This is a genomic window from Exiguobacterium sp. BMC-KP (genome assembly GCF_001275385.1).
GTDB lineage: Bacteria > Bacillota > Bacilli > Exiguobacteriales > Exiguobacteriaceae > Exiguobacterium_A.
Map to the genome: position 1 here is coordinate 26,552 of NZ_LGIW01000017.1, position 14,985 is coordinate 41,536.

The following is a 14,985-nucleotide window of genomic DNA, read 5'->3' on the forward strand; positions in this document are numbered from 1 at the left end:
CATCTTTTATTTTTTTGAAATTATTTTTATAAAAAGCGTTGACTTTCATTTGACCTGCCCGTATTATAGAAAATGTGCTTAAGACGCACGAGTTAAAAATATGGCGGTGTAGCTCAGCTGGCTAGAGCGTACGGTTCATACCCGTGAGGTCGTGGGTTCGACTCCCTCCGCCGCTACCATATTTTTTTGGCCCGTTGGTCAAGCGGTTAAGACACCGCCCTTTCACGGCGGTAACACGGGTTCGAATCCCGTACGGGTCATTCTCAAAAAGCTATCTCTATTATATAGAGATAGCTTTTTTTAGGTTTTAATGGAAAGGGGTGAAGTCGTTATGGAAGGTGTGCCGTTCGAACCGCTCCTAGTCGGAGTGTCTGGGGGATGTGACTCGATGGTACTCGTCGATCGGTTGTACCGAGACGGGTACGACATTGCGATTGCGCATGTGCACCACGGATTACGAGAAGCATCCGACGAAGAAGCACGTTTTATCAAAGACTGGGCAGCGACTCGAAAGATTTCGTTTTTCATGACGCGTTTAGACTGGGCAGGACGAAAGAGCTCGCAAGCAGCTTGTCGTGAAGCACGGTATGCGTTTTTTGAGCGAATCATGGAAGAAACAGGACGCTCGCGTCTTGTTCTCGCCCATCATCAAGATGATCAAATCGAAACGCTACTAGTTCAGCTCGTTCGAGGAGAGGCGCAAATTGATGGCATTCCCGCCATTCGTCCGTTTGGTGACGGCTGGTTACATCGACCGTTACTACATGAATCGAAGCAAGCATTACTCGATTATGCATGGCAACATGAGGTATCGTGGCGAGAGGATGCATCAAATGCAGAAACGACCTATTTACGAAATCAAATTCGGCATACGATTCTTCCGCCGTTGCGAGACATTCGTCCTGGTTTTGAACAGGCAACAGCAGCTGCAGCACTTGCGCGACAGGAAATCATGCGCGAACAGGCGACATTCGTTTCCATTTACCTCGATCGGTGCAAAGAAGAGAACGGAATTCCGGTAGCACGGATTTTAGAATTGCCGACGGATTTACAACGGCTCGTCTTGCCGACGTTAACGGGTGAAACGTTTTCTTCCGAAACGATTCGTCACTTTGTTACATGGCTTCGGGTGGATAAGGGCTCGGACGAAGTGTATTATGGAAACTGGAGGATGCGACGTGCATATGGCTTTTTGATGCAAGATCGTGTGATGCGGTCAATGAATGACGATTTACCGTTTCAAGTAGGGGAGAATTTGGGAACGTATCATTATGGTGAACAAATGCTTCGCTTCTCAATTGGAACACACGGGATTCCACTGGACGCGATTGCGTTTCCGTTGACGGTACGTCCGCCACGTCCGGGAGATCGGATTCAACTTGCTGTTGGTTCCAAAAAAGTCAGTCGAATTCTGATTGATGCGAAGGTTCCACGTTATCTCCGGGAACAAGTGCCGGTCGTCGTCGATGCAAATGGAGTGACTTTAGCCGTCATTGGACATCGAATTGCAATATTCGGGTCATTTGAACTCCTCGCAAAATCTTATTTAATGATAGAATGGTAATGTAGTGTTTATTATGGAGGAGGAATACCTAGCATGACCTTGATGAACGATATGGAAAAAGTACTGATTTCAGAAGAAGAGATCCAAAATAAAGTGGGCGAACTCGCCGGCGAATTAACAGCGGATTATCACGATCGTTTTCCGTTGCTTGTGTGTGTCTTAAAAGGTGCAATGCCTTTCATGTCCGATCTTGTCAAAAAGATGGATATGCACCTTGAAATGGACTTCATGGACGTTTCGACGTATCACGGTGGGACAACATCAACAGGTGAAGTCAAGATTGAAAAAGATTTGAACACATCAGTAGAAGGACGCGACATCTTGATTGTCGAAGATATCATCGACAGCGGATTGACGCTTGGTTACCTCGTAGACCTCTTCAAGTACCGGAAAGCGAAGTCCGTTAAAATCGTGACATTGCTCGACAAACCGACAGGACGGAAGAATGACTTGCACGCAGATTACAGTGGCTTCGTCATTCCACACGAATTCGTTGTCGGTTATGGTTTGGATTACGAAGAGAAGTACCGTAACCTTCCGTATGTAGGTGTCTTAAAACCTGCAGTCTACGGTGGCTAATTATTTTTAATCTCGTCTGTCCCATGATAAGATGAAACCAATTACAAAGCGCGCCCTGTCGCGCCAGGATTCGTATTCATCCATTAGAAAAACGAGATGGATGCGGAGAGGAGGCATAAGATGAACCGAGCAGTGAAGAATACCCTCGTGTTTGGGGTCATTTTTCTAGCTTTGATCTTGTTTCTGCAATACTTGCAGAGTCCAGTGAACAAAAGCAAAGAAATCAATTACACACAGTTTGTCGAGTCTGTTGAAAAAGGTGAAATCAAGACGGCTACCTTCCAATATGAAGGGCAGACGTATAATGTGACAGGAGATTTGCGTGAAAAAGATTCGACGTATGAGACGGTCGTACCGGCTGTTGATACAGAATTAACGGATCTCTACACGCAACTCAAAAGCCAAGGAGTCAAAATGGACTTTAAGGCAGCAGAAACGAATGGTGGTTGGATCGCGCTGCTAACGACGATCGTTCCATTCATCATCATCTTCATCCTCTTCTTCTTCTTGATTAATCAAGCGCAAGGTGGCGGTGGTGGCGGTCGCGTCATGAACTTCGGTAAATCGAAGGCACGCCTCTATGATACAGAGAAGAAAAAGATTACGTTTGATGATGTAGCCGGTGCAGACGAAGAGAAACAAGAGCTCGTCGAAGTCGTCGAATTCTTGAAAGATCCACGTAAATTCGCAAAACTCGGTGCCCGTATTCCGAAAGGGGTCCTCCTCGTAGGTCCTCCAGGTACAGGTAAAACGTTGCTTGCGCGTGCCGCAGCTGGTGAAGCTGGCGTACCATTCTTCTCGATTTCAGGTTCTGACTTCGTTGAGATGTTCGTTGGTGTCGGGGCATCACGTGTCCGTGACTTGTTCGAAAACGCGAAGAAAAATGCACCATGTATCATCTTCATCGATGAAATCGATGCTGTCGGTCGTCAACGGGGCGCAGGTCTCGGTGGTGGACACGATGAGCGTGAGCAGACATTGAACCAACTTCTCGTTGAGATGGATGGATTCAGTGAAAACGAAGGCATCATCATGATCGCAGCAACGAACCGTGCTGATATTCTTGACCCTGCGTTACTCCGTCCAGGTCGTTTTGACCGTCAAATCACGGTTGACCGTCCAGATGTTGTCGGTCGTGAAGCAGTCTTGAAAGTTCACGCGCGGAATAAACCGCTCGATTCGACAGTTGATTTAAAAGCTATCGCACAACGGACACCTGGATTCTCAGGTGCGGATCTTGAAAACCTTCTGAACGAAGCAGCACTTGTTGCGGCTCGGTCAGACCGTGATAAAGTATCGATCGTTGATCTCGAAGAAGCGATTGACCGTGTTATCGCTGGACCAGCGAAGAAGAGCCGGATCATCTCGCCGAAAGAGAAAAAGATTGTCGCATGGCACGAAGCAGGACATACGATTATCGGTGTCACGCTCGACGATGCGGATGAAGTACACAAAGTAACAATCGTTCCTCGCGGTAACGCGGGTGGATATGTCGTCATGTTGCCAAAAGAAGATCGTTACTTCATGACGAAGCCGGAACTCGAAGACAAGATTACTGGATTGCTCGGTGGTCGTGTTGCAGAGGACATCGTCTTCGGAGAAGTCTCGACTGGGGCAAGCAATGACTTCCAACGTGCGACAGGTCTTGCACGGAAAATGGTCATGGAGTTCGGGATGAGTGAAAAACTCGGACCCCTTCAATTCGGATCAGGTCAAAGTGGTAACGTCTTCCTCGGCCGTGATTTCCAAAACGAACAGAACTACTCGGATGCGATTGCACACGAGATCGATACGGAAATCCAAGCGATCATCAATCGCTGTTACCAAAAAGCGAAAGATATCCTGACTGAGAAACGCGATCAGCTCGACTTGATTGCAACGACGTTGCTTGAAGTTGAAACACTCGATCAAAAACAAATTCACCATCTCTTAGAGACAGGCGAATACAAAAAACATGAACCAGAAGCAACGACTCCAAAAGCAGAAGAGAAAGCACCGGAATCGACAGATGTAACTGTTGATCAACCGACACAGTCTCCAACGCAAATGGGCTCAGTCGTTGATGAAGGAAAAAATGTAGATACGGATACACCAGATACGCCGCGCCGCGACGATCAAGTGTAATCCGAAGGGAACGGATTCGATAACCATCGAATCCGTTCTTTTTTGTTGCAGAATGGGTGAATACACATCTGTAGGTGTGGCTATACGAGCATGGTATAATCACAACGTATATCATTCCTATCGTGCAGAATTGGAATGGAGAAAAGAATGAAAATCGAGAAGAAGCGGGGAAATAAGCAAATGATTTTAGTCATCGATGTCGGAAATACGAATATCGTCTTAGGTGTCTATCAAGGACAAGAGTTGATTGAGCATTGGCGGATTGCGACAGACCGGACACGTACGACGGACGAATACGGTATGCTCGTCAAGGCGTTGTTCCGCGACGCAGAGCTAAACGTGGAAGAAGTTGAGGGAATCGTGTTATCATCTGTCGTACCCCCCGTCGTGTTTCCACTCGAAAACATGTGTGTGCGTTACTTCAAACGTCGTCCATTCTTGATCGGACCAGGAATTAAGACAGGACTTGATTTAAAAGTCGACAATCCACGTGAAGTGGGGGCCGATCGAATCGTCAATGCAGTAGCGGCGACAGCGAAATACGAGGGACCGATGATCATCGTCGATTTCGGAACAGCAACGACGTATTGTTACATCGATGCACAAAAACGGTATTACGGTGGCATCATCTCACCAGGTGTGATGGTTGCTACCGAGGCACTCTATAATAAGGCAGCAAAATTACCACGAATCGAAATTGCGAAGCCACAGTCAGCAATTGGACGGAATACGATCCATGCGATGCAGTCGGGCACGTATTTTGGATACGTGGCACAGGTAGACGGACTCGTCCACCGGATGAAAGATGAAATGGGTGAAGCGAAGGTCATTGCGACTGGTGGTTTAGCCCGATTAATTAGCGAGGAATCCACGATGATTGAAGTCGTCGATCCATTCTTGACGTTAGATGGATTACGGATTATCTACGAACGAAATAAGTGAGGGAATCAAGATGAAACGTGAAGAATTATTAGCACAATTAAAAGATGATTATTTAGTACGGGCGTTAGGCTTCAACGGTGAAGTCCGTGCGTTTGCGATCCGTTCAACAAAAACGGTTTATGAAGCACAACTCCGCCACCAAACGACACCGGTCGTTACAGCAGCACTCGGTCGGACACTGACAATCGGCGCAATGATGGGTACGATGCAAAAAGGCGATACACGTGTCACGTTGAAAGTGGAAGGCGATGGACCAATCGGGAAGATCATCGTTGATGCCGACGCAAAAGGTGTCGTTCGTGGCTACGTCAGTCGTCCACGAGTCGAGATGGATACGTACGTCAATGCAGACGGTCTGACGAAATTAAAAGTCGGTGAAGCAGTCGGTCGCGGAAACATTTCTGTCATTAAAGACCTTGGACTACGTGACTTCGTCGGTGGTCAGTCACCGATTCAAACAGGTGAGATCAGTGAAGACTTCACGTATTACTTCGCTGTATCGGAACAAAGTCCATCGGTCGTTGGAGCAGGTGTACTGGTTTATCCAGAAGACGAATCGGTCATCGCAGCAGGTGGGTTGATTGTTCAGTTGATGCCAGGTGCATCGGAAGAGACGATTTCAGCGCTTGAAAAACGTGTCGCAGCCCTTAAACCAATCTCAATTCTTGTCGGTGAGGAAAAAACACCAGAAGAGATGCTCGAACTCGTTCTCGGTGACTATGAGCACCTCGATACGATTCCGGTCTCGTTCGAATGTACGTGTGACCGCGAAAAGTTAGCGACAGCGATCATCGCACTCGGTCCAGATGAGATCCAAGCAATGATTGATGAAGATGGTGGCGCGGAAGCTGTTTGTCACTTCTGTTCAGAACATTATCACTATGATGTTCCAGAATTAGAGGAACTTCGCGAAAAATCACTCGAAAGAGCATAAGAGGGATCTGATATGGGGAATGTACAACCTAAGTACTTGTGGATGTTGATCTTCATCTTAATGTTGACGAATTTCATGACCGGTGCTTACGCCTTCATGGGTGAGCTCCCGAAAGTCGATTCTCCTAAAATCGTTCAGGATAGTATCGGTGGTCCGCTTGAGGATGTCGTTGCCGAAGTCGGTGATGAAAAGATCACGCGAGCGATGGTTTATCAGACGATGCGCACGGAGCAGGAGAAGCAGACGATTGATCGGTTGATTCAAGAAGCGGTCGAACGCCAGACAAAAGATGGAAAAAAGCCGGAAGTCAAACGCTTTGATTGACAGATTTCATCCAATCCGCTGATAATTAGTCTATCGGATTACTTGGAATTCAAGCGGTTCACTAATGAGGAGGAATGGTCATGCGTATTGCGAATTCAGTACTAGATTTAGTCGGTCGAACGCCGATCGTCAAGTTACATCATCTAACGGGTCCTGAGGATGCAGATGTTTATCTGAAACTGGAGTACATGAATCCGGGGTCGAGCGTAAAAGACCGGATCGCCTTATCAATGATCGAGGCAGCAGAAGAAGCGGGTCAACTCAAAGAAGGCGACACGATCATCGAGCCGACGAGTGGTAACACAGGAATTGGGCTTGCGATGGTCGCTTCGGCGAAAGGGTATCGCGCCATCCTCGTCATGCCTGAAACGATGAGCATGGAGCGCCGGACGTTGCTTCGCGCCTATGGTGCAGAATTGATTCTGACACCAGGACCTGAAGGGATGAAGGGTGCGATTGCTCGCGCGACAGCGGAAGCGGAAGAGCATGGTTACTTCATGCCACAACAGTTCAATAACGGTGCCAATCCAGTCGTTCACGAAAAAACGACAGGTCCTGAAATCGTCGAAGCGTTCGAAGGCATGCAACTCGATGCGTTCATCGCGGGTATCGGAACAGGTGGAACAATCACGGGTGCTGGGAAAGTGTTACGCGATGCTTTCAAAGGAATCGAAATCATTGCCGTCGAACCAACGGATTCACCCGTCTTATCTGGTGGTAAACCAGGACCGCATAAATTGCAAGGAATCGGTGCTGGATTCGTACCGTCGATTCTCGATACAGACATTTATGATGGTGTCGAGCAAATCACGACAGAAGAAGCATTCGAGCACGCACGTCGAGCAGCGAAGACGAACGGTGTCTTAGGTGGTATCTCGTCAGGTGCTGCGATTGCGGCAGCGCTCAAGACAGCAAAACGCCTTGGAAAAGGAAAAAATGTCCTCGCGATCATTCCTTCGAACGGTGAACGGTACTTAAGTACACCACTGTATCAAGTCGAGGAAGAAGCAGATCAATCAAAATAATCAACAGTACGTACACGGAAGTCATTCGGCTTCCGTGTACTTTTTTGCGTATAATGAGAGCAGAATAGTGTGAAGTGGGGGACGCGCATGCGACAGACGAAATATAAAGCAATACCATGGACAAAAGAACAATTCTATAATCGCTACGTTGAGCAGACGACTGGAACAACCGGACATGTCTGGCTTGAAAGTGGTCGGATCGGAAGCTATACGATGGCCGCCATCCGTCCTGTCGGATACATTCGTACGAAGGACGGGATAACGACGATCGAGACAGATGGAAAAGTCGAAACATCGATTGCGAATCCATTTGATGTCCTCGAACAGCTCCGAGTCGAACGTGAATCTGTTCGACCTGCCGGGATGCCACCGTTCTTTGGTGGATTTGCCGGATACGTGAGTTATGATGCCGTCCGTTATTTAGAGAAGTTACCCGTGCAGGCAGTAGATGATCTTCAGACGCCGGATTTATCGTTCTATTGGTACGATGAAGTCGCTGTGTTTGATGAGGAGACGAAGCAATTGTTCGTTGCCGTGACACGTGATTCAGCAGAAGAAGCAGTGCATGTCCTTGAAACAGAAATCACGCGTTGGTGTATTGAGACAGGAGCGCCTCAGTTTGCTGCGACCGGTTCATCAGGTGAGCGGGAACGAGCTTTCGGACAGGAAGCGTTCATGACAGCCGCACACCGGATTAAATCGTATATTGAGGACGGTGACGTCTTCCAAGTCAATTTGTCCGTCCGTCAACAAGAACCGCTCGGGACGACACCGGAACATCTCTATGATGTATTACGACAGGTCAATCCTTCACCCTATATGGGTTACTTTGCTGACGAGGATTTAACACTCGTGTCGGCATCGCCAGAATTGCTTGTCGAAAAAATCGGTGACGAACTGTCGACGCGACCGATTGCCGGAACACGTCCGCGAGGGAAGGATGAAGCAGAGGATTTACGGCTTGCCAAAACTTTACTCGATAACGAAAAAGAACGGGCAGAGCATGTGATGCTCGTTGATTTAGAGCGAAATGATTTAGGGCGTGTCAGTCGTTATGGTACGGTTCATGTCGATGAGCTGATGGTGATCGAGAAATACTCCCATGTGCAGCACATCGTATCGAACGTCAGAGGACAAGTGGCGCCGGAACATTCCGGAAGTCAAGTGCTCGCTGCGATGTTCCCAGGTGGAACGATCACCGGAGCACCAAAAATCCGGACGATGGAAATCATCGAGGAACTAGAACCGGTCAGACGCGGTATCTATACTGGATCACTTGGTTTCATCAGCTGGGCAGATGATGTCATCTTTAACATCTTGATTCGAACGCTCGTTGCAAAAGACGGGATGGCGTATGTCCAAGCGGGTGCTGGAGTCGTTACGGATTCCGATGCGGCACGTGAATATGAGGAGTCACTTAGTAAGGCAAAAGCATTATGGGTAACCAAAGAAACGGCGGAGGGAACACAATGATTGTACTGATTGATAACTATGATTCATTTACGTATAACTTAGTCCAGTATTTCGGTGAACTCGGACAAGACATTCGTGTGTTTCGCAACGACGCGATTACGCTTGAAGAAATCGAAGCGCTACGTCCTGATCACCTCGTTATCTCGCCCGGTCCGTGTACACCGAATGAAGCAGGGATTAGTTTAGAAGCGATTGCTTACTTTGCTGGGAAGATACCGATTTTAGGAGTCTGCTTAGGTCATCAAGCAATCGGACAAGTATTTGGTGGGAAAGTCATTCGAGCGAAGGAATTGATGCACGGGAAAGTCTCATCGCTTACGCATGACGGACAAAGGATGTTTGAACAAATCCCACAAGCAACACCGGTGACACGTTATCATTCACTCGTCATTGAACGTGAGACGTTTCCGGAAGTGCTCGAAGTGACGGCAGAAGCAGGCGGCGAAATCATGGCACTTCGTCACCGGACGTTACCGATTCACGGTGTGCAGTTTCATCCAGAAGCAATTTTGACGCGAGACGGCAAACAGATGTTAAAAAATTTCTTGGAGTTGACGCATTATGTATCTCTGGCATGACGGAACCATTAAACGAGAAGAAGAGGTAAGAATCTCACCACTCGATCACGGATACGTCTATGGCATGGGTGTATTTGAGACGTTTCGGACCTATAACGGTCATCCGTTTTTATTCGATGATCATATCGACCGTTTACGAATGAGTTGTATCGCGCTCGGGATCCAACTACCATACGATCGAGAAGCGTTACGGCAAGCGATCCAGGATTTATATAAAGTGTACGAGGCGAATGACCTCTATATCCGTTTGAATGTCTCGGCTGGTCCGCGTGAGATTGGGTTATCAATTGACCCTTACGACACACCGACCGTATTGATCTATGCGAAACCGATCGCTCCACGAAAGCGAGCAGAACGTGCACTCGAAACGATTCGTTTACCGCGGAGTACGCCCGAGACGACATATCGTTTGAAGTCACATCATTACATGAATAATTTAGTAGCGAAACGTCAGCTGTTCAATCCAGAAGCGGAAGGGTTGTTCTTAACGAAAGAAGGTCATGTGTGCGAAGGAATTACATCGAATATCTTTTGGCGTTACGGGAGCACATGGTATACGTCAGCGCTTGAGACAGGAGCGCTGAATGGGATTACCCGTCAGTTTTTGATGCAACACCTACCAGTCGAAGAACGTCTCGCTTATTTACCGCAACTCGAAGAAGCAGATGAGATCATTTATACAAATTCTGTTCAGGAAGCGGTCGCAATCTCGTCACTCGATGGACGCCCCTTCCCCGGAATTAATGGAACAGGATATGCGCAGATCATGACGCTGTTTGATCAATCCGTTGAACATGTGACAACAAGGAGGGAACAACGATGACCTACATCATGGGTATTTTAAACGTAACACCGGACTCCTTTTCAGACGGTGGACAATATGTGGATGTCGAGCAAGCGGTGCGCCAAGCACGTCAGCTGGTTGCGGACGGAGCGGATGCGATCGATGTTGGTGGAGAATCAACGCGTCCGGGTGCTGCGTTCGTATCGATTGAAGAAGAACTCGCACGTGTCATACCGGTAATCAAGCGGATCAAACGGGAATTGAATGTGCTCGTTTCAATTGATACGTATAAACCGGTCGTCGCGGAAGCCGCTATTGAGGCAGGAGCAGATATCATTAATGATGTGTGGGGCTCGAAGTGGGGCGATCGTTCGATGGTCGATGTAGCGGCGCGACATCATGTTCCAATCATTTTGATGCATAACCGAGAGACGGCACATGGAACAGATATGCTCGCGGAAGTCCGGGCTGACCTCGAGGAGTCGATTCGGTTAGCGAAACAGGCAAATGTCGCAGAAGAACACATTTGGCTCGATCCGGGAATCGGTTTCATGAAGACGCATGAGGAAAATCTGTATCTGATGCGTCACTTGTCGATCGTAACGGACTTCGGTTATCCGGTTTTACTCGGGACATCCCGTAAATCGATGATTGGACTTGCGCTCGGACTCCCGACGGAGGAACGACTTGAGGGAACGATCGCGACGGTCTGTTATGGCATTCAACAAGGGTGTGACTGGATGCGTGTGCATGACGTGAAAGAAGTCAAACGGGCAGCGCAGATGATGGATATCATGTTGGCAGCGACGAAGGGGGAATAACGATGGATCGAATTCATGTCACCGGGATGCGTTTTTATGGATACCACGGTGTATTCGCAGAAGAGACAAAACTGGGTCAACGCTTTAATGTCGACTTATCGATCGGACTTGCATTGGCAGAAGCCGGTCGAACAGATGATTTGACGAAAAGCGTCAATTACGCCGAATTGTATGAAGCGACGAAACGTGTCGTCGAAGGAGAACCGCTCCAACTCGTCGAAGCCTTGGCGGATCGTATTGCTAAAGCCGTCTTTGCGTTAGACGGACGGATTGAAGAAGCATCGATTAAAGTCATCAAACCGGATCCGCCGATTGCCGGACACTATGAACATGTGGCGGTCGAAATCAATCGACTCCGGGAGGATTATGTATGAAGTACGCGTATATTGCACTTGGTTCGAACATCGGTGATAAAGCGGCTCACTTAAGAGCGGCGGTTGCGCATCTGAGAGCATTACCTTCTGTGCATGATGTTCAAGCTTCATCAATTTATGAAACAGTACCGGTCGGTTATCTCAATCAAGATTTATTCTATAACATGGTCGTCGCAATTCAAACGACGGATGCTGCCGATGTATTGCTCGGACGATTGCAGGAAATCGAACAGCTTGAAGGACGTAAGCGCCTATTTAAAAATGGACCGCGGACGCTCGACTTAGATATTTTGCTGTATGCGGAAGAACAAATTGATTTAGAAGGATTAACCGTCCCGCATCCGCGGATGCAAGAGCGGGCGTTCGTGCTTGCACCATTACGTGAACTTGCAGCAGAACAAATCGTTCCTGGTCTTGGACAAAGTGTCGAGCAGCTGTATGAGCAGTTACCAGAGTCGGAACGAAACGGTGTGCGGCAGTTAGGTGGTCTTTTAGAAGCGGAGGAACAGTAATGGAATGGAACATTGGTGATATCAAACTAAAAAATCAGGTTATCTTGGCACCGATGGCAGGCGTCTGTAATCCGGCGTTTCGTTTGATCGCAAAAGAATTCGGTGCAGGACTTGTCTGTGCCGAGATGGTCAGCGATAAGGGAATCTTGTACGAGAACGAACGGACGCTTCAGATGCTCTATGTCGATGAACGGGAAAAACCACTCAGTCTTCAAATCTACGGAGGTTCAAAAGAGACGCTTGTTCAAGCCGCGCAATATGTCGAGGCGAACACAAATGCCGATATCATTGATATCAATATGGGATGTCCGGTCCCAAAAGTCACGAAAAGTGATGCCGGAGCAAAGTGGCTGCTTGATCCAGATAAGGTCTATGAGATGGTCCATGCGGTGACGCAGGCAATCGATAAACCGGTAACAGTCAAGATGCGGACCGGATGGGACAGTCATCACATCTATTGTGTGGATAACGTCAAAGCAGCAGAAGCAGGTGGCGCGAAGGCTGTTGCCATTCACGGACGGACACGTTCGCAAAAATATGAAGGTGTCGCAGACTGGAACATCATCGGTGAAGCGAAAAAAGCGGTCAATATCCCAATCATCGGAAACGGGGATGTTCAGACCCCACAAGATGCCAAACGAATGATTGATGAGATTGGTGTCGACGGTGTCATGATCGGACGGGCAGCACTCGGGAATCCATGGATGCTGTATCAGACAATCCAGTACCTTGAATCAGGAACGCTTCCGGCAGAACCAACAGCACGCGAGAAGATCGATATTTGTCTTTTACATGCTACGCGTTTAGTCGCTTTAAAAGGAGAAGAACTCGCAGTGCGCGAAATGCGGACACATGTCGCGTGGTACTTGAAAGGAATGAAGGGGAACGGTCGTGTTCGTAATGCGTTATTCAATATCGAGACGCACGCGGGGCTCGTTGAACTCTTACAGCAGTACTTACAAACGCTCGAAGAAGACGTAGCATATGCCTAACAGGTAAAGTATAGTCGGACAGAGTTGTTTTGTGGTACGCTAGTTGCATTGAAGATGAGCGTATCGGTTTTCTAAAGGGCTGTCGGTCATTCCGGCAGCTTTTTATTCGAGGGAATCGTCGTGAACCATTATTAAAAGGAGTGAAGACAGTGAGTCAGGATATGGAAATGAACGATCAAATGCAGGTGCGTCTCGGTAAGATGAACGCCATGCGTGAACAAGGTCTCGATCCATTCGGCGCACGTTTTGAACGTTCGACGGATACGGCGAGCATTCGTGCATCATTTGGTGAACATACAAAAGAAGAATTGGCTGAACTGAAACCGGAAGTAGCGATCGCAGGTCGTGTCATGACGACGCGCCGTAAAGGAAAGGTTGGCTTTACGAACGTTCAGGATGTTCAAGGTCAAATTCAGTTGTATGTCCGTAAAGATGATGTTGGGGAAGATGCCTATGAAATTTATAAGACATGTGACTTAGGTGACATCGTCGGAATTCAAGGATACGTGTTTAAGACGAATGTTGGTGAACTTTCTGTTCACGTCACAGCATTTACGTTATTAACAAAAGCACTACGTCCACTTCCGGATAAATATCACGGATTAAAAGATATCGAACAACGTTATCGTCAGCGTTACCTTGACCTCATTACGAACCAAGAATCACGTGAGACATTCATCGCACGGAGTAAAGTCATTCGCGGCATTCGTCAATATCTTGATAACTTAGGATACTTGGAAGTCGAAACACCAATGTTGCATACGATCGCGGGTGGAGCGTCGGCTCGTCCGTTCATCACGCATCATAATGCACTCGACATGACGCTTTACATGCGAATTGCGATCGAACTCCATTTGAAACGTTTGATCGTCGGTGGACTTGAGAAAGTCTACGAAATCGGTCGCGTGTTCCGTAATGAAGGAATTTCAACGCGTCACAACCCAGAATTTACGATGATCGAACTATATGAAGCGTATGCTGACTATAAAGACATCATGAACTTAACAGAGAACCTGATTGCTCATGTTTCGCAAGAAGTACTCGGTACAACACAGGTCACTTACGGAGAAGACATCATTGATCTATCTGTGGGTTGGAAACGTGCGCACATGGTTGATCTCGTTAAAGAAGCAACAGGTGTCGACTTCTTTGAACAGATTTCAAACGAACGTGCTCTAGAACTCGCGCATGAACACGGTGTAGAAGTCCAGTCGCATATGACGACAGGACACATTCTAAATGAATTCTTTGAACAAAAAGTAGAAGAAACTCTCGTTCAACCAACATTCGTCTATGGTCATCCTGTTGAAGTATCACCATTAGCGAAGAAGAATCCTGAAGATCCACGCTTTACGGATCGCTTTGAATTATTCATCGTCCGTCGTGAACATGCGAATGCCTTCACGGAGTTGAACGATCCAATCGATCAACGTGAACGGTTCGAAGCGCAACTCGTCGAAAAAGAAGCAGGTAACGATGAAGCGCATGAAATGGATACAGACTTCATTGAAGCACTCGAATACGGTATGCCACCAACAGGCGGTCTTGGAATCGGGATTGATCGTCTCGTCATGTTGTTGACGAACGCACCATCGATTCGTGATGTATTACTCTTCCCAACGATGCGTCACCAACAAAATTAATGAATGGAGCAGCTTCGTTCTTTCTATATAGAAGGAACGGAGCGTTCTTTTTGAAGAGATCGTAAGCATAATCAAGTTAAAAAACGGGTAAATAAAAGTTTTTAAATGTTTTTCTAATAAAACGCTTGTACGATTCGAAAAGCCATGGTATATTACTTCTTGTGCCGCGAATGGTCGTGACACACAAAAATAAATATCAAAAAAGTTGTTGACAATCGAGTTGATAACCTGGTATGATATTAAAGTCGCTGAAAACGACACGACGAACTTTGAAAACTGAACGATGAGGCAAAAACGTATTCTACGGAATACAAAA

At 47.4% G+C, this 14,985-nt stretch carries 15 protein-coding genes and 2 tRNA genes; all 17 read left to right on the forward strand.

Features of this window, described 5'->3' with window-relative positions; all coding sequences use genetic code 11:
* Positions 1-102 precede the first annotated feature (102 nt).
* The 17 genes from ADM98_RS16965 (at position 103) to lysS (ending at position 14,669) form a co-directional block, all read left to right on the forward strand.
* Positions 103-179, forward strand: a tRNA-Met gene (locus tag ADM98_RS16965).
* 9 nt (positions 180-188) lie between these two features.
* A tRNA-Glu gene (locus ADM98_RS16970) sits at positions 189-260 on the forward strand.
* A 71-nt stretch (positions 261-331) separates the two neighbouring features.
* The gene (gene tilS, locus ADM98_RS16975; protein WP_053454593.1) at positions 332-1,564 is read left to right on the forward strand and encodes a tRNA lysidine(34) synthetase TilS; all 1,233 of its coding nucleotides are present in this window, start codon (positions 332-334) and stop codon (positions 1,562-1,564) included.
* A gap of 33 nt (positions 1,565-1,597) precedes the next feature.
* Positions 1,598-2,143 (forward strand): hypoxanthine phosphoribosyltransferase, encoded by a 546-nt coding sequence (gene hpt / locus ADM98_RS16980; protein ID WP_023466560.1) that lies wholly within the window; start codon positions 1,598-1,600, stop codon positions 2,141-2,143.
* A gap of 120 nt (positions 2,144-2,263) precedes the next feature.
* Complete coding sequence (ftsH, locus tag ADM98_RS16985) at positions 2,264-4,267, forward strand: ATP-dependent zinc metalloprotease FtsH (RefSeq protein ID WP_053454594.1); 2,004 nt, start codon at positions 2,264-2,266, stop codon at positions 4,265-4,267.
* 180 nt (positions 4,268-4,447) lie between these two features.
* Complete coding sequence (locus ADM98_RS16990) at positions 4,448-5,209, forward strand: type III pantothenate kinase (RefSeq protein ID WP_053454605.1); 762 nt, start codon at positions 4,448-4,450, stop codon at positions 5,207-5,209.
* Positions 5,210-5,219: 10 nt separating this feature from the next.
* Positions 5,220-6,143, forward strand: a complete 924-nt coding sequence (gene hslO, locus ADM98_RS16995; RefSeq protein ID WP_053454595.1) for an Hsp33 family molecular chaperone HslO — start codon at positions 5,220-5,222, stop codon at positions 6,141-6,143.
* Positions 6,144-6,155: 12 nt separating this feature from the next.
* Positions 6,156-6,467 carry a hypothetical protein gene (locus tag ADM98_RS17000; RefSeq protein WP_023466564.1) on the forward strand — a complete coding sequence of 104 codons (312 nt, stop codon included), beginning with the start codon at positions 6,156-6,158 and terminating at the stop codon, positions 6,465-6,467.
* 80 nt (positions 6,468-6,547) lie between these two features.
* On the forward strand, positions 6,548-7,492 hold the full coding sequence (gene cysK, locus ADM98_RS17005; protein WP_053454596.1) for a cysteine synthase A: 945 nt from the start codon (positions 6,548-6,550) through the stop codon (positions 7,490-7,492).
* Between the two features lie 87 nt (positions 7,493-7,579).
* The gene (locus ADM98_RS17010) at positions 7,580-8,965 is read left to right on the forward strand and encodes an anthranilate synthase component I family protein (RefSeq protein ID WP_053454597.1); all 1,386 of its coding nucleotides are present in this window, start codon (positions 7,580-7,582) and stop codon (positions 8,963-8,965) included.
* Positions 8,962-9,543 (forward strand): anthranilate synthase component II, encoded by a 582-nt coding sequence (locus tag ADM98_RS17015; protein WP_053454598.1) that lies wholly within the window; start codon positions 8,962-8,964, stop codon positions 9,541-9,543. Before ADM98_RS17010 ends, ADM98_RS17015 begins: the two co-directional genes overlap by 4 nt.
* The gene (locus ADM98_RS17020) at positions 9,527-10,366 is read left to right on the forward strand and encodes an aminotransferase class IV (RefSeq protein ID WP_053454599.1); all 840 of its coding nucleotides are present in this window, start codon (positions 9,527-9,529) and stop codon (positions 10,364-10,366) included. Before ADM98_RS17015 ends, ADM98_RS17020 begins: the two co-directional genes overlap by 17 nt.
* Positions 10,363-11,148: a dihydropteroate synthase gene (gene folP, locus ADM98_RS17025; RefSeq protein WP_053454600.1), complete on the forward strand. Its 786-nt coding sequence runs from the start codon at positions 10,363-10,365 to the stop codon at positions 11,146-11,148. The genes ADM98_RS17020 and folP overlap by 4 nt, the downstream gene beginning before the upstream one ends.
* A gap of 2 nt (positions 11,149-11,150) precedes the next feature.
* Positions 11,151-11,522 (forward strand): dihydroneopterin aldolase, encoded by a 372-nt coding sequence (gene folB / locus ADM98_RS17030; RefSeq protein ID WP_053454601.1) that lies wholly within the window; start codon positions 11,151-11,153, stop codon positions 11,520-11,522.
* Positions 11,519-12,034, forward strand: a complete 516-nt coding sequence (gene folK, locus ADM98_RS17035; RefSeq protein WP_053454602.1) for a 2-amino-4-hydroxy-6-hydroxymethyldihydropteridine diphosphokinase — start codon at positions 11,519-11,521, stop codon at positions 12,032-12,034. Before folB ends, folK begins: the two co-directional genes overlap by 4 nt.
* A complete protein-coding gene (gene dusB, locus ADM98_RS17040; protein WP_053454603.1) occupies positions 12,034-13,026 on the forward strand; it encodes a tRNA dihydrouridine synthase DusB in 993 nt (330 codons plus the stop codon). Before folK ends, dusB begins: the two co-directional genes overlap by 1 nt.
* Positions 13,027-13,187: 161 nt before the next feature.
* Positions 13,188-14,669 carry a lysine--tRNA ligase gene (lysS, locus tag ADM98_RS17045; RefSeq protein ID WP_152911002.1) on the forward strand — a complete coding sequence of 494 codons (1,482 nt, stop codon included), beginning with the start codon at positions 13,188-13,190 and terminating at the stop codon, positions 14,667-14,669.
* Positions 14,670-14,985 lie beyond the last annotated feature (316 nt).